This is a genomic window from Streptomyces sp. NPDC003035, assembly GCF_042888285.1.
Taxonomy (GTDB): Bacteria; Actinomycetota; Actinomycetes; order Streptomycetales; family Streptomycetaceae; genus Streptomyces.
Map to the genome: position 1 here is coordinate 85,283 of NZ_JBIAPJ010000001.1, position 24,978 is coordinate 110,260.

The 24,978-nt window shown below is 71.9% G+C and carries 19 protein-coding genes; 14 read left to right on the forward strand and 5 right to left on the reverse strand.

Annotation, left to right across the window (positions count from 1 at the left end; genetic code table 11):
* Positions 1–262: 262 nt before the first annotated feature.
* The 3 genes from ACFYV5_RS00370 (at position 263) to ACFYV5_RS00380 (ending at position 2,130) form a co-directional block, all read left to right on the forward strand.
* Positions 263–613, forward strand: a complete 351-nt coding sequence (locus tag ACFYV5_RS00370) for a TetR-like C-terminal domain-containing protein (RefSeq protein WP_389164982.1) — start codon at positions 263–265, stop codon at positions 611–613.
* 85 nt (positions 614–698) lie between these two features.
* Complete coding sequence (locus ACFYV5_RS00375; RefSeq protein WP_355106132.1) at positions 699–1,409, forward strand: ribonuclease HII; 711 nt, start codon at positions 699–701, stop codon at positions 1,407–1,409.
* 91 nt (positions 1,410–1,500) lie between these two features.
* Positions 1,501–2,130: a hypothetical protein gene (locus tag ACFYV5_RS00380; protein WP_389162541.1), complete on the forward strand. Its 630-nt coding sequence runs from the start codon at positions 1,501–1,503 to the stop codon at positions 2,128–2,130.
* 81 nt (positions 2,131–2,211) lie between these two features.
* Here the strand turns inward: ACFYV5_RS00380 and ACFYV5_RS00385 are convergent, their stop codons facing one another.
* Together ACFYV5_RS00385 and ACFYV5_RS00390 are read right to left on the reverse strand one after the other, a co-directional pair.
* Complete coding sequence (locus ACFYV5_RS00385) at positions 2,212–2,841, reverse strand: hypothetical protein (RefSeq protein ID WP_355106135.1); 630 nt, start codon at positions 2,839–2,841, stop codon at positions 2,212–2,214.
* Positions 2,842–3,058: 217 nt separating this feature from the next.
* Entirely contained in the window at positions 3,059–5,242 is a 2,184-nt protein-coding gene (locus ACFYV5_RS00390) for a RecQ family ATP-dependent DNA helicase (RefSeq protein ID WP_389162545.1), read from the reverse strand.
* Between the two features lie 133 nt (positions 5,243–5,375).
* Between ACFYV5_RS00390 and ACFYV5_RS00395 the strand changes: the two genes are divergently transcribed.
* The 7 genes from ACFYV5_RS00395 to ACFYV5_RS00425 all read left to right on the forward strand — a co-directional run bounded on the left by ACFYV5_RS00395 (position 5,376) and on the right by ACFYV5_RS00425 (position 15,584).
* A complete protein-coding gene (locus ACFYV5_RS00395; RefSeq protein ID WP_389162548.1) occupies positions 5,376–6,740 on the forward strand; it encodes a DUF4192 domain-containing protein in 1,365 nt (454 codons plus the stop codon).
* Between the two features lie 115 nt (positions 6,741–6,855).
* Positions 6,856–8,904 (forward strand): glycogen debranching N-terminal domain-containing protein, encoded by a 2,049-nt coding sequence (locus tag ACFYV5_RS00400; protein WP_389162551.1) that lies wholly within the window; start codon positions 6,856–6,858, stop codon positions 8,902–8,904.
* Between the two features lie 108 nt (positions 8,905–9,012).
* Positions 9,013–9,783, forward strand: a complete 771-nt coding sequence (locus tag ACFYV5_RS00405) for an NUDIX domain-containing protein (RefSeq protein ID WP_355106143.1) — start codon at positions 9,013–9,015, stop codon at positions 9,781–9,783.
* A gap of 119 nt (positions 9,784–9,902) precedes the next feature.
* Complete coding sequence (locus ACFYV5_RS00410) at positions 9,903–11,660, forward strand: ATP-binding cassette domain-containing protein (protein ID WP_389162555.1); 1,758 nt, start codon at positions 9,903–9,905, stop codon at positions 11,658–11,660.
* 160 nt (positions 11,661–11,820) lie between these two features.
* On the forward strand, positions 11,821–12,708 hold the full coding sequence (locus ACFYV5_RS00415) for a FadR/GntR family transcriptional regulator (RefSeq protein WP_389162558.1): 888 nt from the start codon (positions 11,821–11,823) through the stop codon (positions 12,706–12,708).
* A 376-nt stretch (positions 12,709–13,084) separates the two neighbouring features.
* On the forward strand, positions 13,085–14,632 hold the full coding sequence (locus tag ACFYV5_RS00420) for an RNA polymerase sigma factor (RefSeq protein ID WP_355106149.1): 1,548 nt from the start codon (positions 13,085–13,087) through the stop codon (positions 14,630–14,632).
* Between the two features lie 133 nt (positions 14,633–14,765).
* Entirely contained in the window at positions 14,766–15,584 is an 819-nt protein-coding gene (locus tag ACFYV5_RS00425) for a serine protease (RefSeq protein WP_389162562.1), read from the forward strand.
* Between the two features lie 244 nt (positions 15,585–15,828).
* On the opposite strand, the gene ACFYV5_RS00430 is transcribed toward ACFYV5_RS00425, so the two are convergent.
* Positions 15,829–16,059 carry a hypothetical protein gene (locus tag ACFYV5_RS00430; RefSeq protein WP_329115038.1) on the reverse strand — a complete coding sequence of 77 codons (231 nt, stop codon included), beginning with the start codon at positions 16,057–16,059 and terminating at the stop codon, positions 15,829–15,831.
* A 432-nt stretch (positions 16,060–16,491) separates the two neighbouring features.
* On the opposite strand from ACFYV5_RS00430, the gene ACFYV5_RS00435 reads away from it, so the two are divergent.
* The 3 genes from ACFYV5_RS00435 to ACFYV5_RS00445 all read left to right on the forward strand — a co-directional run bounded on the left by ACFYV5_RS00435 (position 16,492) and on the right by ACFYV5_RS00445 (position 20,973).
* The gene (locus ACFYV5_RS00435) at positions 16,492–18,609 is read left to right on the forward strand and encodes a type IIA DNA topoisomerase subunit B (RefSeq protein ID WP_389162566.1); all 2,118 of its coding nucleotides are present in this window, start codon (positions 16,492–16,494) and stop codon (positions 18,607–18,609) included.
* A 253-nt stretch (positions 18,610–18,862) separates the two neighbouring features.
* The gene (locus ACFYV5_RS00440) at positions 18,863–19,378 is read left to right on the forward strand and encodes a DUF485 domain-containing protein (RefSeq protein WP_389162569.1); all 516 of its coding nucleotides are present in this window, start codon (positions 18,863–18,865) and stop codon (positions 19,376–19,378) included.
* Positions 19,375–20,973: a cation acetate symporter gene (locus ACFYV5_RS00445; protein WP_389162572.1), complete on the forward strand. Its 1,599-nt coding sequence runs from the start codon at positions 19,375–19,377 to the stop codon at positions 20,971–20,973. Before ACFYV5_RS00440 ends, ACFYV5_RS00445 begins: the two co-directional genes overlap by 4 nt.
* A 12-nt stretch (positions 20,974–20,985) precedes the next feature.
* On the opposite strand, the gene ACFYV5_RS00450 is transcribed toward ACFYV5_RS00445, so the two are convergent.
* Together ACFYV5_RS00450 and ACFYV5_RS00455 are read right to left on the reverse strand one after the other, a co-directional pair.
* Complete coding sequence (locus ACFYV5_RS00450) at positions 20,986–21,669, reverse strand: response regulator (RefSeq protein ID WP_389162575.1); 684 nt, start codon at positions 21,667–21,669, stop codon at positions 20,986–20,988.
* Complete coding sequence (locus tag ACFYV5_RS00455) at positions 21,666–23,420, reverse strand: ATP-binding protein (protein WP_389162578.1); 1,755 nt, start codon at positions 23,418–23,420, stop codon at positions 21,666–21,668. The genes ACFYV5_RS00450 and ACFYV5_RS00455 overlap by 4 nt, the downstream gene beginning before the upstream one ends.
* Positions 23,421–23,687: 267 nt before the next feature.
* On the opposite strand from ACFYV5_RS00455, the gene ACFYV5_RS00460 reads away from it, so the two are divergent.
* The gene (locus tag ACFYV5_RS00460) at positions 23,688–24,947 is read left to right on the forward strand and encodes an MFS transporter (protein WP_389162581.1); all 1,260 of its coding nucleotides are present in this window, start codon (positions 23,688–23,690) and stop codon (positions 24,945–24,947) included.
* The last annotated feature ends 31 nt before the right edge of the window (positions 24,948–24,978 follow it).

The following is a 24,978-nucleotide window of genomic DNA, read 5'->3' on the forward strand; positions in this document are numbered from 1 at the left end:
GCGATTCCGGGTCGCTCCTGGCGGCCGGGCCCGGGGCGCTCCCTCTCAAGGAAAGGTCCCCCAGGGTGACGTCGCGCTCCGCGGCCGCCGCTAGGCCGCCGCTCGGCCGCAGGGGGTGTCGCCGCGACGCCGCGGGCCGGTACGGGAACGAGCCATTCTGGAGGCCGCGCTCGATCGCTGAGCACGGTCGGCTGGAACGGTCCGACCATGTCGGACTGCCGACGCTCGACGAGGCACCCGACCATGGCAGCCTGCCCGAGGGATCTCCCTCAGCTGTGCCGACGCGTGCGGGCGGCGATGTACTCGAAGCCAGCCCGGATTCGCTCTGCGGTCGGTGATTCACGAATGCGACAGCGAGACCGCGGAACGCTTCCACGGGCTGATCGTCACCGCGGTGATCGAACCCTCCACCCGGCCCTTCCAAGAGGTGGGGCAGCGCGGGATTCAGCGCGGTGACGTGCGTGCCGACGCCACGGACGACCTGCTCTCCGACGTCATCCCGGCGCTGATGACGTGCCGCTCGAAGATGTGCGCCAGTGAATGGACGGACGCCGAGATCGCCGCCATGATCGACCGGATCATGATGCCGCTGCTCCGCTCTCCGGGCGCGTGAAGCCACCTCCCGTGGCGTGCTTCGGACATCCGACGGGAATCCGGGTATCGCGGGCGGTGCCCATCGGCGTAACCTGTCTGGCGCCATGCCGTACGAACCACCCACCCACAGCGTCGAGCGATCGCTCCGAGCCACCACCGGCGCCAAGATCGTTGCCGGGGTCGACGAGGTCGGACGCGGGGCATGGGCCGGTCCGGTCACGGTCTGCGCGGCCGTCACGGGCCTGCGCCGGCCCCCCGAGGGACTCACCGACTCCAAGCTGATCACCCCCAAGCGCCGTACCGCGCTGGCGGCGGAACTGGAGACGTGGGTCACCGCCTACGCGCTCGGGCACGCGTCTCCCCAGGAGATCGACGAGCTCGGCATGACCGCGGCGCTCCGGATGGCGGCCGTACGAGCCCTGGACGCCCTGCCCGTACGCCCGGACGCGGTGATACTCGACGGGAAGCACGACTACCTCGGCAGCCCCTGGAAGGTCCGTACGGTGATCAAGGGCGACCAGTCCTGCGTCGCCGTGGCGGCAGCCTCGGTCATCGCCAAGGTGCGGCGCGACGCGATGATGGCCGAACTGGAGAGCATGGCCGAGGAGTGCTCGGCCTACGGCTTCGGCGCCAACGCGGGCTACCCTTCGCCGGTCCACAAGGCTGCCCTGGCGGAACGGGGGCCCACCTCGCACCACCGGCTCTCCTGGTCATACCTCGACGCGCTGCCCCAGTGGCGGCATCTCAAGAAGATCCGCATCTCCGCCGAGGCGGTCGCACTGGAAAGCGGGGGCCAGCTCGGCTTCGACTTCTGAACTTCCCGGCACCGCCCACTCGGCAGCCGGGTCGCACGATTGTGCCCACCCGCCGGAGCCTCCCGCGCCGGCGTTTGATAGACATCCACTCATGCCTCTCACCCCCGAGGAGCCTCAGATTCACGAGAGTGCCCAGGGTCCCCGCGCCACGGCCGCCGGCCACCCCGCGCCGACCCCTCGTCCCGTTCCCGGCCCGCGTTCCGCGTCCTCACCGCGTCCAGGGCGCCCCAGCCCGGCGACGGCCAGGCCCGGCCCGCCGGCGCAGCGCCCGCACCCCGGTGCCGGGCAGTCCCCGTCGCCCCGCCCGGAGAATCGTTCCGAACAGCGGTCCGGCCCGCAGGTCCAGGTGATCCCCGCCCCGGTCGACGGCGCGCTCGACGCCGCGGAAGAGGCCGTCGATCTGCTTCTGGAGACCGGCCGCCCGCCCGGCGACATCCTCGTCCTCACCACCGGCGAGCAGCACCCGTGGGCGGCGCACGAGCTGTCCTTCGGCGATGCCGCCTACTGGGCCCAGCAGGACGCCCGCGACGACGTGTTCTTCGCGGACGCCGCCGCCGTGGAGCGGGCGTCCGCCCGGCCCGTGGTCGTCGTGGCGGTCAACGGCGGTGCCGATGACGCCGCAGCACGGGCCCTGCCCCTGGCGAGGGGACGCGCGACCGCGCTGCTCATCGTCTGCGGCGACCCGCAGCGCGTCAACGCCGCGCTGGGCGCGGGTGTCTGACGCAGAGTACGTCTCGCGGTCCTGACCCGGCTGCCCCGTGGGGGCGGCCGGGGCCGTGGTCCGCGCACCCGTGTGGGCGCGTCAGCGGGCCGCCGTACGACGCAGTGGCTCGGCGGCGCCGCCCGCCGTACGCGGAGTCAGGGCGCCGAGTTCGGAGGCGGCGTCCCCCAGGGCCGTCGGACGCGAATCGGAGCTTGGCTGCCGGCCACCCCGGCCCTCGCCGAGGACCTGCCAACCGCCGCGGGTCAGCGTGATGTACGCCCCGCAGCGCAGCCCATGGAGCGTGCAGGCATCGCGCAGCCCCCACATCCAGGCGCCGTCCTCCTCCGTCCAACGCTCGTCGCCGTCACGGCAGTAGAGCAGCACGGCCGTCCGCACGGGGGCGCGGCGACGCAGGTCGTGCGGGATGACACGGCGCAGATGCGCGAGGAGCGCGTTGCGGAACTCCCAGCCGTCCGCCGGAACGGAGCGTCGGGTGAACGACGCGCTGGCGGCGAGTCGTTCCTCGTGATCGAGGACGGCGACGACGGCGGTCGTCGGCGTCGGCCGATGGCGGGTGTGCAGACCGCTGACGACCTCACGGGGGTTGCGGAGCAGGGGGATTCCGGCGGCGGCCCACTCGGACGGTTCCAGCATCCTGGCGAGGCGGCTGGCGGACTCGGACGGCGAGTTGATCGAGGCGGCTGCGGACGGAGCGAATCCGAAGGTCACGGTCCTCCCTTCGGATACGCGCCCGCTGGGCGGGCAGGGTCGAGTGAGGGCGCACCACGGCACAGTCCTTCCGGACCGCGTACAGGGCCGTGCGGGGCGGATTCCCAATTCTTGCGGGCCTGTGCGCGGGCGGCAACGAGCAATTGAGGCCGCTGACTGGAATGGGCAGGTATGGCACTCATATCCCTGCCCAGCCACCCACTGTTCACTCCCCGTTTCACCCCTGGACGGCAAGCACCAGCGGATACACCCCCTCCGCTCCCGCACGGCGCAGCAGTCGGGCCGCCACGGCGAGCGTCCAGCCGCTGTCCGACACGTCGTCCACCAACAGCACCGGACCGTCGGCCGAGGCCAGCCGCTCGGCCAACTCCGGGGGCACCGTCAGGGTCTGATGGAGCCCCACCACCCGCTGCGCGCTGTTGGTCCGGGAGATCCGCACGTCCTCGGCCCCAGGTGCGTACTCGACCGCACCCAGCAGCGGCATCCGGCCGATCTCCGCGATCCGCTGCCCGAGCGAGCCCACGAGGTGCGGCCTGCTGCGCGAGGCGACCGTGACGACACCGGCCGGCCGGGCAGGAGCGTCCGGCGCCCCGGACGCCCAACCCCCGGGCCCCTTGGCCCAGTCGGCGAGTACGCGCACGACCGCCTGCATCACGTCGTCCGGAACCGGACCGTCCGGAGCCCGCTCCGACAGCATCGGACGCAGCCGGTTGCCCCAGCCGATGTCCGACAGCCGCCCGAGCGCCCGCCCGCCGAACGACTGCTCGCCCGTCGGGATACGGCCCTTCAGATCGACACCGACCGCCGTGAGACCGGTCGGCCACATCTTGCGCGGCTCCACCTCCACGCCCGGCCGCCCCAACTCACCCTTGGCGGCATCGAGCGCCGCATCGCTCACCTTCCGGTCGAACCGGGACCCCGAGCAGTTGTCACAGCGTCCGCACGGAGCGGCCTCCTCGTCGTCCAACTGGCGACGCAGGAACTCCATGCGACAGCCCGTCGCCGCCGCGTACTCACGCATCGCCTGCTGCTCCGCCGCCCGCTGTCGGGCCACCCAGGCATACCGCTCGGAGTCGTACACCCACGGCTGTCCCGTGCTGGTCCAGCCGCCCTTCACCCGGTGAACGGCACCGTCCACGTCCAGCACCTTGAGCATCATCTCCAGCCTGGTCCGCCGCAGCTCGACCAACGGCTCCAGTGCGGGCAGGGAGAGCGGGCGGTCCGCGTGCGCCAGCACGTCCAAGGTGCGGCGCACCTGCTCCTCGGGCGGGAAGGCGACCGACGCGAAGTACTGCCAGATCGCCTCGTCCTCCTTGCCCGGCAACAGCAGCACCTCGGCGTGCTCGACCCCACGACCGGCACGGCCCACCTGCTGGTAGTACGCGATCGGGGAGGACGGCGAACCGAGGTGCACCACGAACCCCAGGTCGGGCTTGTCGAACCCCATGCCCAGGGCCGAGGTCGCCACCAGGGCCTTGACCCGGTTCGCCAGCAGGTCCTCCTCCGCCTGCTGCCGGTCCGCGTTCTCCGTGCGACCCGTGTACGAGGACACCGTGTGCCCGCACTGGCGGAGGTAGGCGGTGACCTCCTCGGCGGCCGCGACCGTCAGCGTGTAGATGATCCCGGATCCCGGAAGTTCGCCGAGATGGTCGGCCAGCCAGGCCAGCCGGTGGGCGGCGTCGGGCAGTCGGACCACACCGAGGCTCAGGCTCTCCCGGTCGAGCGGGCCACGCAGCACCAGCGCGTCCGTCCCCGCTCCCGTACCCAGCTGCTCGGCGACGTCCGCCGTCACACGGGCGTTGGCCGTCGCCGTGGTGGCGAGCACCGGGACGCCGGCCGGCAGGTCCGCCAGCATCGTGCGCAGACGGCGGTAGTCGGGCCGGAAGTCGTGGCCCCAGTCGGAGATGCAGTGCGCCTCGTCGACCACGAGCAGACCCGTCGCGGCCGAGAGGCGGGGGAGGACCTCGTCGCGGAAGTCCGGGTTGTTGAGCCGCTCGGGACTGACCAGCAGCACGTCCACCTCGCCCGCCGCCACCTCCCGCTGGACGGTCTCCCACTCCTCCGTGTTCGACGAGTTGATCGTCCGGGCACGGATGCCCGCACGGGCTGCCGCCTCCACCTGGTTGCGCATCAGCGCGAGCAGGGGGGAAACGATCACCGTGGGGCCGCTGCCGGCCTCGCGCAGCAGCGACGTCGCCACGAAGTACACCGCGGACTTGCCCCACCCGGTCCGCTGCACCACCAGCGCCCGTCGCTTGTCCGCGACGAGCGCTTCGATGGCCCGCCACTGGTCCTCCCGCAGTCTCGCCGCGCCGGTCGGATCCCCGACGAGGCGGGCGAGTACGGCATCGGCGGTGGCCCGGAGGCCCGCGCGGTCGGCGAGTCGGTCTGCGTTGGTCATGCCCCCATGCAACCCGATGGGTCGGACATTGCGCGAACGAGCCGCCCAACCTGTGGACAACCGGGGGGCAGCCCCCGCCTGAGTTATCCACAGGGGTTTCGGAGCCGGGGCCGGCCGCGAGACCGTCGTGACCATGAACACGAACCCGCACGAATCCCGTGGACCGGCCGAATCGCAGCAGATCACCCTGCGCAGCCCCGCCGAACTGGCCGACGCGCTCCCCTTCATGCTGGGCTTCCATCCCACCGATTCCGTCGTGCTCGTCGCCCTCCACGGCGAGCACGGCCGCTTCGGAGGGCGGGTCAGGCTCGGCATCCCGAGCTCGGCGAAGGAGTGGCCCGCGACCGCGGAGCACCTCGCCGAGTGCCTCGTCGACGGCTGCGCCCGGCGCGGCACCCGCCCGGAAGGCATCGTCGTCTTCCTCTGCCAGGACCCCGAACCCGGCGAGACCGGCCGCCGGGTGATGGAGCGGCTGCGGCCCTTCGCCCAGCGGCTGCGCACGGCCTGCGGCGAGCTCGACATTCCCGTCTACGAAGTCCTCTGCATCTCCGACGGCCTCTACTTCTCGTACGTCTGCCCCGACACCCGCTGCTGTCCACCCGACGGCACCCCACTCGCCCTGACCGGTACGTCGGTCATGGCGGCGTCCGCCGCCTACGCCGGAATCCAGGTGCGGGGCTCCCTGCGTGACATGCAGGCGCGTCTCAAGCCGCCGGCATCGTCCGACGACGAGTCGCAGCGCAAGGCCCTGAACGCGGCCGCCGCCGTGATCGTCCCCAAGATCCTCGCCGACCCGCCGGGGGCGGGCCGGGAGGAGGTCAGGGAGCAGACGCTCAGGCTCGCCCGCGAGATGTTGCGGCGGTTCGACGAGCCGTCCACCGTGGCCGAAGCGCCGGTACGGACGTCCGTGGTGGAACGGGTGCGCGGTCTGGGAACGGCGGAGCGTGACGCGGCCGACGACGCGCTGATCGATCCCGACGAGGCGGCGGCGCTCATCCTCGGCCTGCAGGACCGTGACACCCGGGACCGGGCCGCCGAGTGGATGGAAGGTGCCGAAGGCGCGGCGGCCCTGCGGTTGTGGCGGGTACTGGCCCGGCGCTGCGTCGCACCCTTCGACGAGCACGCGGCCGCGCCGCTCACCCTCGCCGGCTGGGCGGCCTGGTCCACCGGGGACGAACCGGCCGCCCGGGTCGCCCTGGGCCTCGCGCTGGACGCCGACCCCGACTACGTCTTCGCCCGGCTGCTGCACCAGGCCTGCAACGAGGGGCTCGACCCGGAGTCGCTGCGCAGCTGTCTGCGACACGAACGAGAGGCGAGGGCGGCGGCCGTCGAGACACGCCCCACGGCACGCCGGGTGGCGCCTCGCGGAGCCCGTCCGCAGACGGTCAGGAAGGGCGGGCCCACCGCCGGCACCCGCCCCGCCAAGGCGTCGCCGAAGCCGCCGCGTGCCGCCGCTGCCCGGCGCACCGGACAGCGAGGGGCGAGGAGCGGGCGATGAAGCCCGTGACCAGGCCGCCCGCGGCGGCGTTCAGCTCTGTGGCGGAGACCCACGACCCGTCCCGCCGACCCCTCACCGGCAGTCCGGATCGCACAGAGAGCGCCGCACACCACCCATGGCCCCCAGTTCCGCCCCGGCCCCCGGACGCCCCGCCGGGCCCGCGACCCTCGCCGGTCTCACGCTCCCGGGCGCCCCACGACCGAGCGAGCTGCCTTCGGTGCACCGTGCGCTCATCTGCGTCGCCCTGCCCGCCCTCGCCATCTGCGCCGACCACGGACAGCTCACCGGACAGGGCCTCGAAGGCGTCTACCTGTCCGGGCGAAGACTGCTCGCCCGCTGCGTGCTGCGGGTGGCCGGACGCGAGCCCATCGCACTTCAGGGCCGGCGGGCCGCCGCCGACCAGGCCGTGTTCGTCGGAGTCCTGCGCACGGCGGGAGACAACGGGCCCGACCCCGGGGTCACCGTCGAGCGCTTCCGCCGCGCCGACGGAACCGAGCGGATCACTCTGCGCAGCTCGGCCGACCGGCTGTTGCGACTCCCGGTGGAAATCGCTCTGGGGACGGATCTCGCGGAGCTGGGAGCGGTGGCGGCCGGGCGAGCCGGGCCCGAGATCTTCCCCAGCGTCCACGGCACCGGAATGCGCTGGACGGCGGACGACGGCCGGTACGCGGCCGTCACCGCGGACCCGCCGCCGATGGACGCGCTGGCCGCTGCCGGGCTCCTACGGTGGGAGATCGAGGTGGCTCCCGGAGCCGCCGCCACCATCGAGCTCAGGGTGCGCGGAGACCGGACACCCGGGACCTCCGTCCCGGCGCCCGGCGCCGGTCGGCCGGGCGGGGCCGTCCTCGCCGAAGCCCGTGCCGAGGGCGACGATCCGCGGGCCGGCGAGCTCCTGCGCACGGCCGTCGAGGATCTGCGGGCTCTCCTCCAGCGCGACCCCGCGCACCCGGCGGACGTTCATCTCGCGGCCGGAGTGCCGTGGCGCTGCGGGCCCGCCACCGCCGAAGCCCTCTGGGCCGCTCGTATGGCCCTGCCGCTCGGCACCCGGCTCGCGGTCACCACGCTCCGGACGCTGGCCCGCACCCAGATCGGTGGTTCCGGACCGCTCTCGGGACGCATCCCCGGCACGCTCAGGGACGCGGGGCCCTACCTGCCGCCCCGCTGCACCGGGATCGAGGCCACCCTGGCCTTCCCCGCCGTCCTGGCCGAGGCCAGACGCTGGGGGCTGCCCGAACAGGACCTCGAAGAACTACTCCCTGCCGCGGAGCGGTGTCTGGGATGGCTGCGCGGCGCCGCCGACCCGCACGGATTCGTTCCGGACCCGGGGCCCGCCGGTCCCTGGCGGGCCGAGACGCAGGCGCACGCCCACCGAGCGGCCGTGCTCGGCGCGGACCTCCTGGACGCCTGTGGCAGGCCGGGCGGAGACGCCTGGCGGGACTGGGCGAGTGCCTTGCGCGCCCGCTTCCGTGCGGAGTTCTGGCTCGACGACCGGTCCGGCGGCAGGCCCGCCGCGGCGCGCATGCCGGCTGGTCGGCCGTGGACCCAGCTCGGGGGATGGGCGGCACACCTCCTCGACACCGGTCTGCTGGGCGGCGGTCGGTACGCACCCGGCCTGCTGGACAGGGCCGAGACCGAACAACTGGCCCGGTTGCTCGGCACCCCTGCGCTGGACTCCGGCTGGGGGCTGCGCAGCCTCGGTGCCAAGGAGCCCGGCCACAACCCCTTCGGCCACAGGGCCGGAGCGGTGCGGGTCCACGAGACGGCGGTCGCCGTGGCCGGGCTCGCGGCGGCGGGGTACGAGCGGGAGGCCGCGTCCCTGCTCCGTGGCGCCCTCGACGCGGCGGAGGCGTTCGGCCACCGCCTGCCCGAGATGTACGCGGGCGACCAGCGCACCGCCGGCGGGGTGCCGGTGCCGCACCCGGCGGCCTGCCGACCCGCTGCCGTGGCCGCGGCAGCCGGCGTCCACCTTCTGACGACCCTCGTCGGGATCCGGCCCGACGCGCCGGGCCGGACCGTGGCCCTGCACCCGGTCCGGTCGGCTCCACTCGGTGCGGTACGTCTGTCGGGTCTGCGGGTCGCGGCCGAACCGTTCGCCGTGCGGGTGAGCCGGCTCGGGCTCGGCATGGTCGAGGAGGCCGCCGACGGTCTCCAGCTGGGGGGCTGAGCCATGCACGTCGGCGTCGAGAGGGAAGCGATGTGGGAGGGAGAAGAAGTCATCGTCGAAGCGGCGGAGGGGAGTGTTTATCGTCAGGAAGACGACTATGATCGCGGCATGTCTCCCTACGACCCGTCGGCCTTCCCGCCCTTTGCCGTCACTGTCGATCTGGTCGTGCTCACCGTGCGGCGCCACGCTCTGTGCGCCCTGGTCGTGAGAAGGGGAGAAGCACCGTTCCAGGGCCGGTGGGCGCTGCCCGGTGGATTCGTCCGCGCCGACGAGGACCTCGGCGCCGCCGCGGCGCGTGAGCTGGTGGAGGAGACCGGGCTCTGTGTCCATGACCCGGGCGCGCTGTCACCCATGCCGAGCAACGGCGCCCACCTCGAGCAGCTGGCGACCTACGGGGACCCGCGGCGTGACCCCCGGATGAGGGTGGTCAGCGTCGCCCACCTGGCGCTCGCCCCGGACCTGCCGGCGCCACGCGCGGGCGGCGACGCGAACAGCGCCCGCTGGGCCCCGGTCGAGGAACTGCTCGGCAAGGACGGCTCCGTCGAACGTGAGGAGGAGCCGGGAGAGCCGCTCGCGTTCGATCACGCGCAGATCCTCTCCGACGGGGTGGAGCGGGCCCGCTCCAAGATCGAGTACTCCTCGTTGGCCACGGCCTTCTGTCCGCCGGAGTTCACGGTCGGCGAGCTCAGAAGGGTGTACGAGGCCGTGTGGGGTGTCGCGCTCGACCCGCGTAACTTCCACCGGAAGGTGACCGGTACCCCCGGTTTCCTCGTCCCCGCCGGGGGGACCACCACGCGCCAGGGTGGGCGTCCCGCGCAGCTCTTCCGAGCAGGTGGGGCGACACTGCTCAACCCGCCCATGCTGCGCCCCGAGGTCTGATCGGCGCGCCCGGAGGCGACCCGGGGTCCCAACCCTGCGCAAAAAGTCCGAAATGTAGCGTTATCTTGCTTCGATAGCCGCCCTGCCGCGGAGCGGTGTCACCTACCGCGAGAGAAGCGATGCTCCAGGCCATCGGACTCACCAGCAGCCCCCGCCGCGACCTCCCGCCCGCCGTGGACGATCTCAGCTTCGAGGCCCGGCCGGGCCAGGTCACGGCCCTCCTGGGCCCCGCCGGATCCGGGAAGACCACCGCCCTGCGGCTGATGCTCGAACTGGAGCCCGGCCGTGGCGTCACGTACTTCCGCGGTCGCCCCCTCCATCGCATCGCACAACCCGCCAGTGAGGTCGGTGTACTGCTGGGAGACGTCCCGGGGCATCCCTCGCGCACCATGCGCAGCCAGTTGCGGATGCTCTGCGCGGCGACGGGCGTTCCCGCGGCCAGGGCCGACGAGATGCTCCGGGCCGTAGGGCTCACCGGCCTTCACGGCCAGCGGATCGGCACCCTGCCGCGAGCGATCGACCGCCGACTCGGCCTGGCCTCGGCCCTGTTGGCCGACCCGCACGCGCTCCTGCTCGACGAGCCGGGGGCCGGCCTCTCCGCACGCGACAACGCCTGGCTGCATGAACTCCTACGTGCCCATGCCATGGAGGGCGGCACCGTTCTCTACACCACCGACGACCCCAAGGACGCGGCCCGCAACGCCGATCGGGTCGTCACCGTCGCCGAGGGCCGCCTCGTCGCCGAGCAGGACGTGGCCGACTTCGCCCGTACCCGGCTGCGCCCGCGCGTGGCGGTACGCACTCCCCATGCCGCACGGCTCGCCGCGGTCGTCACACAGGAGGCGCGCGCGGCCCGCCGTACCGTCGAGGTGATCACCGAGCAGGGCAATCGGCTGTCCGTCTACGGCAGTGACTGCGCCGCGATCGGAGAGACGGCGTTCCGGCACGGAGTGCTCATCCACCGACTGTCCGAGGAGGTGGGAGACACGGACCGGTGGCCCTCCTCCGTACCGCCCGGGCCCACTCCCGCGGGCGGTCGTGCTCCCGACGCCGGAGGCGCTGCCGTCGTTCACGAGGCCGAGCGGCCGGCGGAGCGGAGACCGACCCGTTCGCCGCTCCGCCCGCTCCGGTACGAGGTCCGCAGGCTGCTCGGGGTTCCGGCCACCCCGCTCGTCGCGGCGGCGGTCCTGATCGCCTCCGTCGTGATCTCGGTGGTGCTCGCGCGCAGTGGCCGGACGCCCTTGCCCACGGTCCTCGCCGGCTGGCCCGCCCTCTCCCCGCTGCCGCCCGCCGCCCTCGGGGCCGGACTGCTCGGTGCCTTCTCCTTCGCGGACGAGTACCGCTACCCGGCGCTGACCACCGGCCGTGGCGCGGTTCCGCGCCGCCTCGGGCTGCTGCTCGCCAAGCTCACCGTCGCGGCCGCCGTCGCCCTCGTCCTGGCCGTGCTCGTCGTGGCGGCCGACCTGCAGGTCCTTCGTCTCGTCTACGGCGGCGAGTTGATTCCCGTACCGGAAAACTGGCCGACTCTGTGCGCGAGTTGGCTCGGTCTGATCATCGGCTGCGCCTGGGCCGGGGTGCTCGGGGCCGGGGTCTTCCGGGTCGCCGCGGCGGGCGTGGCGGCGGTGCTCGTGGTGCCGGTGGTCCTCGCGCCCCTGCTGGGGAAGGTGGGCTCCGGCCCCTCGGGTCGCCCGATCGCCGGACTGCCCGCGCGGTTGCGCGAATTCGTCAGCGTGGAGTGGCCGGCGGCGGTCGACCGCTGGCTGGCGGGGGCGTTGCGGGTGGTCGCCCAGCCCGTGGGGGTGGCGCTGGCGGTGTCGTTGACCGCCCTGCTCTGCGCTTATCTGTTCACCGGCTTTCGCCGGAAGGCGCGTTGGTGATCACTTATGGATCGAAAGCTTCTGCCTTCGAGGCAACTCGCTTGGGAATGGCTGGATATGTCCGATTAATCGTCAATTGTGTAGCGAGTGCCGATCACCCTTTCGTGTGCTTTTCACCAAAGACCTCAAGGGTCCCTGGAGCCGCGCCGACAAAAGATGCGTGAGTACCCTTGCGCACACCATGATGACCGCCGCCCGCCCCGTCGACTCCGGCCTCGGCGCCCCGGGCGATCTCGATCGCTACCCGTACGCGGAGACGCCCGTCGCCGACCGCGTGGGCCCGCCCACCTGGGAAGGAGCGGAGACGGACCTCGGCCGGGTCGGCCGTCGCTCGACCGGCAGCCGCGGCCGCGGCCTGCACGGCCAGCTCGTCCAGCAGCTGGGGCAGATGATCGTCTCCGGCGACCTCGGCGCCGACCGTCCGCTCGTCCCGGAGGAGATCGGTCAGCGCTTCGAGGTCTCCCGCACCGTCGTGCGCGAGTCACTGCGCGTACTGGAGGCCAAGGGTCTCGTCAGCGCCCGCCCCAATGTCGGCACCCGGGTCAGGCCGGTCAGCGACTGGAACCTGCTGGACCCCGACATCATCGAGTGGCGGGCGTTCGGCCCGCAGCGCGACAACCAGCGCCGCGAGCTGAACGAGCTGCGGTGGACGATCGAGCCGCTGGCCGCCCGGCTCGCCGCCGGTCACGGCCGTGAGGACGTCCAGCAGCGGCTCGCCGACATGGTCGAGATCATGGGCCACGCCTATGCCCAGGGAGACGGCATCACCTTCTCCCGGGCCGACGCCGAGTTCCACTCCCTGCTGATCCAGCTCGCCGGGAACCGGATGCTGGAGCACCTCTCCGGCATCGTCGCCGCCGCGCTCCAGGTCTCCGGCGGTCCGGTCACCGGCTGCGACCGTCCGGGCGAGTCCTGCCTGGCGCACCACGCACGCATCGTCGACTGCCTCGCGGCCGGGGACGCGCAGGGCGCCGAGGCGGCCATGCGGCAACTGTTGATCGTTCACCCGGAGGTGGAGCGCGTCGTACCCGCTCCGCGTGAGCACTGACCCGCGGGCCACGGCCAGCGGAGCGGAGCCGTACGCATCGCGTGCCGCCGGAGCCGCGCGGAGCCCGGGGATCATGACGTGTCCCCAGGGTCCGCGGGGGCTCGGGCGGCGCGAATGTGCGACGAACGCCTGTTCTGGCCGATTTGTCGGACATGAGGTGTGACTCGGGCCACGCGGATTGGGCGTAACACTCCTCGAAGCCGTGCGATGACCTAAGAGGTGACAGCCGAGGAAGGAATACAGCAGCCGCGTGAGGCGCTGTGCAGTTCCCCGGTCCAGCCCGCGCCGTCGGCACAATCCCCGCCGATGGTCGTCGGCTCCGGCCCGATCCCGGGCGGGGCCGGAAGCCGTTTTCCATCGTTCCGAGAGGTTGTTCGTGTCGGCCAGCACATCCCGTACGCTCCCGCCGGAGATCGCCGAGTCCGAGTCTGTGATGGCGCTCATCGAGCGGGGGAAGGCTGATGGGCAGATCGCCGGCGATGACGTGCGTCGGGCCTTCGAGGCTGACCAGATTCCGCCAACCCAGTGGAAGAATGTTCTGCGCAGCCTCAACCAGATCCTCGAGGAAGAGGGTGTGACGCTGATGGTCAGTGCAGCGGAGTCGCCGAAGCGCGCCCGCAAGAGCGTCGCAGCGAAGAGCCCGGCCAAGCGCACCGCCACCAAGACCGTCACCGCCAAGACGACCGTGACGAAGACCGTCTCGGCCGCCACGGCGGCTCCGGCGGAAGAGAGCGCGGACCCGGTCGACGAGGCCGGAGCGCCGGCCAAGAAGGCCGCCGCGAAGAAGACCGCGGCCAAGAAGACGGTGGCGAAGAAGGCCACCGCCAAGAAGACGACGGCCAAGAAGACCGCCGCCAAGAAGGACGCCGACGAGGCGATCGAGGGCGAGGAGCTCCTCGACGACGTCGCGCCCGGCAAGGGCGAGGACGAAGAGGCCGAGGGCGAGAACAAGGGCTTCGTCCTGTCCGACGAGGACGAGGACGACGCTCCGGCGCAGCAGGTCGCCGTCGCCGGTGCCACCGCCGACCCCGTCAAGGACTACCTGAAGCAGATCGGCAAGGTCCCGCTGCTCAACGCCGAGCAGGAGGTCGAGCTCGCCAAGCGCATCGAGGCCGGTCTGTTCGCCGAGGACAAGCTGGCCAACTCCGACAAGCTCGCGCCCAAGCTCAAGCGTGAGCTGGAGATCATCGCCGAGGACGGCCGCCGCGCCAAGAACCACCTGCTGGAGGCCAACCTCCGACTGGTGGTCTCGCTGGCCAAGCGCTACACCGGCCGCGGCATGCTCTTCCTGGACCTGATCCAGGAGGGCAACCTGGGTCTGATCCGCGCGGTCGAGAAGTTCGACTACACCAAGGGCTACAAGTTCTCCACGTACGCCACCTGGTGGATCCGTCAGGCGATCACCCGCGCCATGGCGGACCAGGCCCGCACCATCCGTATCCCGGTGCACATGGTCGAGGTCATCAACAAGCTCGCGCGCGTCCAGCGCCAGATGCTCCAGGACCTGGGCCGTGAGCCCACCCCGGAGGAGCTGGCCAAGGAGCTCGACATGACCCCGGAGAAGGTCATCGAGGTCCAGAAGTACGGCCGCGAGCCGATCTCCCTCCACACCCCGCTGGGCGAGGACGGGGACAGCGAGTTCGGTGACCTCATCGAGGACTCCGAGGCGGTCGTCCCGGCCGACGCGGTCAGCTTCACGCTCCTTCAGGAGCAGCTGCACTCCGTCCTCGACACGCTCTCCGAGCGTGAGGCCGGCGTGGTCTCCATGCGTTTCGGTCTCACCGACGGTCAGCCGAAGACGCTGGACGAGATCGGCAAGGTCTACGGCGTCACGCGTGAGCGGATCCGTCAGATCGAGTCGAAGACGATGTCGAAGCTTCGCCACCCGTCCCGTTCGCAGGTGCTGCGCGACTACCTCGACTAGTCCGCAGTCGTACACGCCGAAGGGCCCGGTCCCCCGAGTGGGGGAGCCGGGCCCTTCGGCGTGCGCGGGTGCGCGGCGGCGGCACCTGGACGACGCTGGGTGAACCGACATCACCGGAGAGTCAGGAGGCTCTATGCGTCGCCCCATCGCCCGAGCAGTGACCACTGTCCTGGGCCTGATCTCGGCGGCGGCGGGGCCGTTCGCCGCCGTCCCTCCCGCGGCCGCCGACAGTGTCGTGGTCGGGGGGCAGCCCGCCGAGATCACGGACGCGCCCTGGGCCGTGGCGCTCTCCAGCCGTGACCGGTTCGGAGGTACGCGTGCCGGACAGTTCTGCGGGGGCGTGGTGGTCGCGCCGACCCAGGTGCTCACCGCGGCCCACTGCCTCGGCAGGGACGTCCTGGGTGGCAAACCCTCGGAGGTTACCGACCTCACGGTCATCGCGGGCCGCAGCGCCCTGCGTGGTGAGGGCGGACAGGAGGTTCGGATCACCGGCACCTGGATCAGTCCGGACTACGACCCCAGGACCAACGCCAACGACCTCGCCGTACTGACCCTGGCGACCGCGCTGCCGCAGACCTCCGTGATCAAGGCGGCCCGCCCGGGCGACGAGGCCGAGGCCCCGGGCACGGAGGCGGACGTCTACGGCTGGGGGGACACCACCGGCAACGGCACCTACGCCTCGGTGCTGCGCTCGGCGCGCGTCCAGGTGCTCCCGGACGCGTCGTGCAAGCGGGCCTATCCGGGCCTCTTCGGAGCCGCGTACCGGGCCGACACGATGCTGTGCGCGGGGGATCCGCAGGGCGGCAAGGACGCCTGCCAAGGGGACAGCGGAGGGCCCCTGGTGGCCGGGGGGCGGCTCATCGGGCTGGTGTCCTGGGGCAGCGGGTGCGGGCAGGCGGAGAATCCCGGCGTCTACACCCGGGTCTCGGCGGTCCTGCCGACGAACTCCTGAGCCGTACGCGCCCGAGCGCGAGAAGGACTCGGGCCGGGCGCCCAAGCCTGTGGGAACCCGGGCCGGGTACCAAGCCGACAGGAAACCGGGCCGGGTACCCAAGCCCGTGGTAACCCGGGCCGGTGCCGAAGCCCGAGGAGAAGTCGGGCCCGGTGCGAGAACGGGCGGCCACCCCCTTGAACGCGGGGTGGCCGCCCGTCGTCCGGTCAGCGACCGGCTCTTGGCTCGTCGTGGATGCGAGGTGTCAGCGGTCCTCGTCTACTGCCTTGGCCGGCACGTCGGTGAGCCGGTCCGTCTCATCCTGTATTTCCGCGGCGATCTTCTTGAGTTCCGGCTCGAACTTGCGCCCGTGGTGGGCACAGAAGAGCAAGTCACCGCCGCTGGTCAGGACGACGCGCACGTACGCCTGGGCGCCGCAGCGGTCGCAGCGGTCAGCGGCCGTCAGGGGGCTCGCGGGGGTCAGAACAGTAGTCACGTCGCCTCTTCTCTAGCTCGACGAGCTGTCGTACCAGGGTCAACATCCAACCAGGCCGAAAACGTTCCCGCTCGTGGCTTTTCCTCGAAAGTTCTTACCGAGGTGGCTGTCTGCTGCCGGTTGGCGGCGAATGAGCCGTATTGCGTCGCTCTACGGATTTCGCATTGCTTGTCTCGGTTCGTCCTCCCGGCTGGGTTGCCGGTTGTTCATGAGGACGTGCCCGGAGCCTAAATGGTTCATGCCTGGAAGGGAACGTGATGTTCACGTCACCCCATCGAGGGATCGAACACTCATGCGACTCTGCACTAGCATGAGCAATCGGGTGGGTGGCGTGACAACGGCTCTACCAGGCATCGGTACCCTCAGACCGGTGACCGACGCCGGGCCTTACCCCACCGGGCCAGTTTTCAAATTCAGCGAGGAGCGAACCGCGTGACCGCCGAAACGTCCGTGCCGTCCAGTGCGCTGCTGACCGCAGACCGTGACGCTTCCAACTACACCGCGCGGCACCTGCTCGTACTCGAAGGGCTCGAAGCGGTTCGCAAGCGGCCCGGCATGTACATCGGGTCCACCGACAGCCGCGGTCTGATGCACTGCCTCTGGGAGATCATCGACAACTCCGTCGACGAGGCCCTCGGCGGCTACTGCGACCACATCGAGGTGATCCTCCACGACGACGGCTCCGTCGAGGTGCGCGACAACGGCCGGGGCATCCCCGTCGACGTCGAGCCCAAGACCGGACTCTCCGGCGTCGAGGTCGTCATGACCAAGCTGCACGCGGGCGGAAAGTTCGGCGGCGGCTCGTACGCGGCCTCCGGTGGTCTGCACGGCGTGGGCGCCTCCGTGGTGAACGCCCTCTCGGCCCGCCTCGACGTCGAGGTCGACCGGACCAGCTCCACGCACGCGATCAGCTTCCGCCGCGGCGTCCCCGGCATCTTCACCGAGCAGGGCCCCGACAGCCCCTTCGACCCCGGCAGCGGCCTGCGCAAGATCAAGCGCGTGCCCAAGGCCCGCACCGGCACCCGCGTGCGGTACTGGGCCGACCGCCAGATCTTCCTCAAGGACGCCAAGCTCTCCCTGGACCACCTGCACCAGCGCGCCCGCCAGACCGCCTTCCTGGTGCCCGGCCTGACCATCGTGGTCCGGGACGAGCGCGACCTGAACGGCGTGGGCAAGAGCGAGGAGACCTTCCGCTTCGACGGCGGCATCAGCGAGTTCTGCGAGTTCCTCGCCCAGGACAAGGCCGTCTGCGACGTGCTGCGCCTCACCGGCCAGGGCACGTTCAAGGAGACCGTGCCGGTCCTGGACGACCGCGGGCACATGACGCCCACCGAGGTCACCCGCGAACTGGGCGTCGACATCGCCCTGCGCTGGGGCACCGGCTACGACACCACGCTCAAGTCCTTCGTCAACATCATCGCCACCCCCAAGGGCGGCACCCACGTCTCCGGCTTCGAGCAGGCCATCGCCAAGACGGTCAACGAGGTCCTGCGCGCCACGAAGATGCTGCGCGTCGCCGAGGACGACATCGTCAAGGACGACGCCCTCGAAGGGCTCACGGCCGTCGTGACGGTACGGCTCGCCGAGCCGCAGTTCGAGGGCCAGACCAAGGAGGTGCTCGGTACCTCGGCCGCCCGCCGGATCGTCGCCAACGTGGTCGCCAAGGAGCTGAAGGCCTTCCTGACCTCCACCAAGCGCGATGCCAAGGCCCAGGCCCGGGCGGTCCTGGAGAAGGCCGTGGCGGCCGCCAGGACCCGTATCGCCGCCCGCCAGCACAAGGACGCCCAGCGCAGGAAGACCGCGCTGGAGTCCTCCACGCTGCCGGCCAAGCTCGCCGACTGCCGCAGCGACGACGTGGAGCGCAGCGAGCTCTTCATCGTCGAGGGAGACTCCGCGCTCGGCACGGCCAAGCTCGCCCGCAACAGCGAGTTCCAGGCCCTGCTGCCGATCCGCGGCAAGATCCTCAACGTCCAGAAGTCCTCCGTCTCGGACATGCTCAAGAACGCCGAGTGCGGAGCGATCATCCAGGTCATAGGGGCCGGCTCGGGCCGCACCTTCGACATCGACGCCGCCCGGTACGGCAAGGTCATCATGATGACCGACGCCGATGTCGACGGCTCCCACATCCGCACGCTGCTGCTGACCCTCTTCCAGCGCTACATGCGGCCCATGGTCGAGCAGGGACGCGTCTTCGCCGCCGTGCCGCCGCTGCACCGCATCGAGCTCGTCCAGCCCAAGAAGGGCCAGGACAAGTACGTGTACACGTACTCGGACAACGAGCTGCGCCAGACCCTGCTCGAGTACCAGCGCAAGGGCGTCCGCTACAAGGACGCCATCCAGCGCTACAAGGGTCTCGGCGAGATGGACGCGGACCAGCTGGCGGAGACCACGATGGACCCGCGGCACCGGACCCTGCGCCGGATCAACATCGGCGACCTGGACTCCGCCGAGCAGGTCTTCGATCTGCTCATGGGCAACGACGTGGCACCGCGCAAGGAGTTCATCACCAGCTCCGCGGCGACGCTCGACCGCTCGCGGATCGACGCCTGACCGGCTGTCCGTCCAGGGGTGGAGCGGCCACGCTCCACCCCTGAGCGGAGGCTTCTCAGCCCCCGCGCCGACGACGACTCGCTCTCCAGGCGCAGGCCGTCCAGTGCGTAAATCAGCACGGGCTCGTCGCACCGTCCGGAGAATCCGTCACCTGATGGGGTGAAGAGGGGGAGGAGAAGAGTCCGGGATCTTCCCACTCTGTCCATCCTTGGGCACGCGGCCGAAACGGTTCGCTGACAAGGAGAGTTCACCGGTGGAGAAGCGCGAAGGGCCGGGCACCCCGGCAGTGCGGATCGACGACCCCTGGTACGACGCACTGGCCGCCGGCTGGGGCGAGGTGGCGGCCGATGGCGGGACGTCGGCCGGTGCCCCGGCGCACACCGCGCCGGCGCCCGGAGCCGTACCGCGACAGCAGCCGGCCCTCGGCACTGCCGACATCTATCTGGCGGTCCAGCGCAGCCCCGCCTTCCAGGAAGTACGCAGTCGCTACCGGCGGTTCGTCATCCCCGCCGCCCTCGGCTTCCTCCTCTGGTACCTCGCCTACGTCGTGGCGGCGACCGTCGCGCCCGGACTGATGGCCCGGCCCGTCGTGGGCGCGGTGAACGTGGCGATGGTCGCCGGACTCGGCCAGTTCCTCTCCACCTTCCTCCTGACCTGGGCCTACGCCCGGCACGCCCGGCTGCGCCGGGACCGGGCGGCGCTGGAGCTGCGCTGGACCGTGTACGACGAGACACGGGCGCGGGAGACGACGCGAGGGGTGCAGCGGTGATCGACGACCATCAGACACTCGCGCTGCTGCTGTTCAGCGCGTTCATCGCGGTGACGCTGGGGATCACCACGTGGGTGAGCCGTAACCGGCACGGCTCCGCGGAGGAGTTCTACGCCGGCGGCAGGCTCTTCTCGCCCATGGAGAACGGTTTCGCCATCGCGGGCGACTACATGTCCGCCGCCTCCTTCCTCGGGATCTCGGGCCTCATCGCCCTCTTCGGCTACGACGGGATGCTGTACTCCGTCGGCTTCCTCGTCGCCTGGCTGGTCGTGCTCCTGCTGGTCGCCGAACTGGTGCGCAACTGCGGTCGGTTCACGCTCGCCGACGTCGTAGCGGCCCGGATGGCGGAGCGTCCCGTACGCATCGCCGCCGGAACCTCCTCCGTCACCGTCTCCGTGCTCTACCTGGTGGCCCAGATGGTGGGCGCCGGCAGCCTCGTCGCCCTCCTCCTCGGCGGCACGAGCGAGGCGGCCCGCTCCTGGACCGTGATCGGCGTCGGCGCCCTGATGGTGATCTACGTGTCGCTGGGCGGCATGCGGGCGACCACCTGGATCCAGATCGTCAAGGCGGTGCTCCTCATGGCCGGCACGATCACCCTCACCGTGCTCGTCCTGCTCCGCTTCCACGGCGACTTCAACCAGCTGCTCACCACCGCCGCCGAACGCAGCGGGCACGGCCGGGACTTCCTCGCACCAGGGCTGCGCTACGGCGGGGAGTGGACCGCGCGCCTCGACTTCATCAGCCTCGGGATCGCGCTCGTCCTGGGCACCGCGGGCCTGCCGCACATCCTGTCCCGCTTCTACACCGTGCCCACCGCGCGGGCCGCCCGCCGTTCGGTCGTCTGGTCCATCGGACTCATCGGCAGCTTCTACCTGATGACGATCGTGCTCGGTTTCGGCGCGGCCGCCATCGTCGGCCCCGACGCCGTCCGCGCCTCCAACGCCGCCGGGAACACCGCCGTACCGCTGCTCGCCCTCGACCTCGGCGGAGGAGCGGGTTCGACCGGCGGAACCGTGCTCTTCGCGATCGTCGCCGCCGTCGCGTTCGCGACGATCCTGGCCGTCGTCGCCGGCATCACGCTCGCTTCCTCCGCCTCCGTGGCCCACGACCTGTACGCCTCGCTGCGCAGCCGTAAGCCGCACGCGAAGCAGTACAGCGAGGTGACCGTCGCTCGGCTGGCCGCCGCCGGGATCGGGGTCGCCGCGATCGGGCTCGGGCTGCTCGCCCGCGACCTCAACGTGGCGTTCCTGGTCGGCCTCGCCTTCGCGGTCGCCGCCTCCGCCAACCTCCCGGTGCTGCTCTACTCGCTCTTCTGGCGGAACTTCACCACGCGGGGCGCCGTCTGGTCGGTGTACGGAGGGCTCGTCCCGGCCGTCCTGCTGGTCGTCCTCTCGCCGGTCGTCTCCGGCGGCCCCGAGGCGCTGTTCCCTGGCGTCGACTTCCATGTCTTCCCGCTCCAGAACCCGGGAGTGGTCTCCATCCCGCTGGGCTTCCTGGCCGGCTGGATCGGCACGGTCACCTCCTCCGAACCGCCGGACGCGGCTCGGCACGCGGAGACGGAGGTCAGGGCCCTGACCGGCGCCGGAGCGGTGTGAGCCGCCGGGGGTTCAGCGCGTGGCCGGAGTCCAGACGTAGCGGTGCTCGGGGCGGCCCGTCTCGCCGTACTTCAGCGTGAGGCGTACGCGTCCGGTGCGTTCGAGCAGCTTGAGATAGCGCTGGGCGGTCTGCCGGCTCACCCCGGCCCGCTCGGCGATCTCCTGCGCGGACAGGGCCCCGTCGGCGGCGAGCAGCACCTGTCGTACCAGCTCCGCGGTGGTGGGGGAGTGCCCCTTGGGCAGTTCGGGCTCGGTCGCACCCGCCGAGAGGGCACCGAAGATCCGGTCCACCTCGGCCTGTTCGGCCTCACCGCCGCCGTCGAGGGTGTCGCGCAGGGCGGCGTACGCCTCCAGCTTGGCGCGCAGCCCGGCGAAGGTGAACGGCTTCACCAGATACTGCAGCGCACCGTGGCGCATCGCCGCCTGGACCGTCGCCACGTCGCGTGCGGCGGTCACCATGATCACGTCGGTCTGGTGGCCCTGCCGACGCAGCTCGCGTACGACCGCGAGGCCGTTCTCGTCCGGCAGGTAGTGGTCGAGCAGGATGAGATCGACCGGGACCTCGCCGAGGCGGGTGATCGCCTCCGCGGTGGAGTGGGCGGTGGCGACGACGCGGAACCCGGGCATCTTCGTCACGTACGCCGCGTTGATCCGCGCGACGCGTACGTCATCGTCCACGACCAGGACGTCGATCATCGTGGCTCCTCGCTCGCCCGGGCCATGGCGGGCGCCGGCCCGGGTGTCGGCGCCGGATCCGGCGCCGGATCCGGCGTCGGATCCGGTGTCGGGTCCGGGGCCGGGTCCGGTGTCGGTTGCGGGTCCGGTTCGTTCAGTGCCTCCGGGAGTACGACGGTGAACTCGGCGCCCCCGTCCGGCCCCTCGCCGACCCGGGCGCCGCCACCCCGGCGTTCGGCGAGCCGGCGCACCAGGGCCAGGCCCAGACCCCGCTTGCCGTGTGACGGCAGCTCCTTCGTGGACCAGCCCTCGGTGAAGATCAGCTCGCGCCGGTCGTCGGGCACGCCCGGCCCGCTGTCGGTGACCCGCAGGACGACGGTGCGTCCCTCGGCCCGCAGGGCGATCTCGACGCGCGGCTCGGTGGTGCCGGCGGCGGCGTCCAAGGCGTTGTCGACCAGGTTGCCGACGACGGTGACCAGCTCGCGCGGGTCGACCAGGCGGTCGGGGAGCAGCGAGTCGGGCGAGATCCGCAGGCCGACACCCCGCTCCGCGGCGACCGTGGCCTTGCCGACCAGGAGGGCGGCGAGCAACGGGTCGTGGACCTTCTCGGTGACCTGCTCGGCGGTGGCCCGGTGGACGCCGACGACCTCGGTGACGAATTCGACCGCCTCGTCGTGCATCTCCAGCTCCAGGAGGCCGAGGAGGGTGTGGAGGCGGTTGGCGTGCTCGTGGTCCTGGGCACGCAGGGCGTCGATCAGGCCGCGGGTCGAGTCCAGCTCGCGGCCGAGCCGCTCCAGCTCGGTGCGGTCGCGCAGGGTCGCCACGGCGCCGCCGTCGTCCGTCGGCATCCGGTTGGCGATGAGGACCCGGTGGCCGCGGACGGTCACCAGGTCCTCGCCCGTGACCCGCCCGGCCAGCACGTCGGCCGTGCGGCCCGGGCCGAGGACGTCCTCCAGCGAGAGGCCGGTGGCCTCCGGGCCGATCCCCAGGAGGCGCTGCGCCTCGTCGTTCATCAGGCGGACGCGGCCCGCGCGGTCGAGGGCGACGACGCCCTCACGGATGCCGTGGAGCATGGCCTCGCGCTCGGCGAGCAGGGCGGAGATGTCGGAGAAGGCGAGGTCGTGGGTGCGCCGCTGAAGCCTGCGGGAGATCAGGTACGCGGCGAGGGCGCCGGCCGCCAGCGCCCCGCCCGCGTACGCGAGGAGCCCCGGGATCGCCCCGAGCAGGCGGTCCTGGACGCTGTCGTACTCGATGCCGACGGACACGGCGCCGACGATGGTCCCGTCGGGGTTCCGCAACGGTGTCTTGCCGCGTGCGGAGCGGCCCAGGGTGCCGCTGTCGATCTCCATGACCTCCCGCCCGGCGAGGGCCGCGCTGGGGTCCGTGGAGACGCGCCTGCCGATCTGCGAGGGGTCGGTGTGGGACCAGCGGACGCCCCGGGTGTCCATGACGACGACGTACTCGGCGCCGGTGGACTGCCGGATGCGCTCGGCCTCCACCTGTACGGGGCCCCGGGCGGAGGGCGCGGAGGTCGTCAGCGCGGTGGCGGTCTGCGGTGAGGCGGTCGTCTCGGCGATGGCGAGGGCGCGGCGCATGGCCTGGTCGTCGAGCTGGGCGCTGAGCGGGGCGAGGAAGAGGCCGGTGGCCAGCACGGTGACGCCGGTCGCGATGGCCAGCTGCATGAGGAGGACCTGCGAGAAGACCCGCTGCGGCCAGCCGAACCGCCGGCGTCGCGCGGGGGGCGGCGTGGGGGTGGTCGGTGCGGGACTCATGGCAGGAACGGTACGGGGCGGGGGGCGGCGACCGGAAATGTGCGGGGCGGGCGGGCGGGGCCGGGGCTACGGGCTGGCGGGGTGCGCCCGGCCCTCGGCCGGGCCGAGGGGTGCGGCTCGGCCGGGTGTGACGCGGCGGTGACGCACCGCGGCCTACCGCCCGACTGGGACGGCTCTCAGCCCGGTTGTCGCAAACACCTTGCTCTTGCAAGTAATGTGCAACAAGCTGTTCGGGTCCTTACTGTCGCCTGGACGTGGAGCCATGCCATGCCGCCTCTCATACCGGATGCCGGACCCCAGCGCGTCCTCGCCGGCTCGAACTTCGTCTACACCGTCGGCAGTGGCCTCTACTTGACCGCCGGGGTGCTGTACTTCACTCAAGCTGTTCACCTTCCGGCAGGCCACGTGGGACTCGGGCTCGCCCTCGCCGGCTTCATGGCGCTGGCTGTGGGCATCGCCGCCGGCCACCTCGCGGACACCCACGGAGCGCGCGGCGTCTACGCGATCACCCTCGTCGTCCAGGCACTGGCAACGGCCGGCTTCGTGCTGGCGGACAGTTTCTGGCCGTTCGTCCTCGTCGTGTCCACAGCCACCGGGGCGAAGGCGGCCGGACTGGCTGCGCGCAGTCCGCTGATCAGGCACTACGGAGGGGACCGGCCGCAGGAGTTCCGTTCCTATCTCCGCGCTGTGACCAACGTCGGCGTCTCCCTCGGTGCCCTGCTCGCCGGCTGGGTCGTCCAGGTGGGCACCCTCACCGCCTATCACCTTCTGGTCATCGGCAACGCGATCGCGTTCGTCGCCTCCGCGGCGATCCTGGTTCTCCTGCCGCCGGTCAAGCCCGTCCCCACTGTCGGGGGTCCACGCTGGATCGCCCTGCGGGACCGCCCTTACCTTCTGATCACCGTCCTCGACGGCATCATGGCCATCCAGTTCAAGGTGCTGACCGTGGCCATTCCGCTGTGGCTGGTCGGGGCCACCACCGCACCGCACTGGCTGGTCTCGGCCACCATGCTCACCGGCACCGTGATCGTGGTCGCGTTCCAGGTACGAGCCAGCCGTGGCATCAACACCCCGGCAGCGGGGGCGACCGCCTACCGCCGGGCGGGTGTGGCCTTCCTCGTCGCCTGCGCACTGGTCTCGCTGTCCGCGGGGATCCCGGCCTGGGCCGCAGCCACCCTGATCATGACCGCGGTGGTCATCCACACGGTCGGCGAACTGTGGCACGCCGCAGCCGGCTTCGAGGTGTCCTTCGCCCTCGCCCCGCCGCACGCCACCGGCCAGTACCTCGGTGTGTTCGGCCTGGGCGCCGGCCTCGCCGAAGCCCTCGGCCCGGGCCTGCTCATCGCACTCTGCATCACCTGGGGCCGCCCCGGCTGGTACGTCGTGGGCGCCATGTTCGCCCTGACGGGCCTGGCAGCGCCCCCCGCCGTCCGCTGGGCGCAACGGCACCAGCACGCCACGCAGAGACCCCCTGAACCCGCGTGGAAAGGAGGCAGCCGCCCCACCTCCTCCGAGGAAACGGTCTGACCAAGCGGTGCGTCGCCCACCTGCGGCGGCT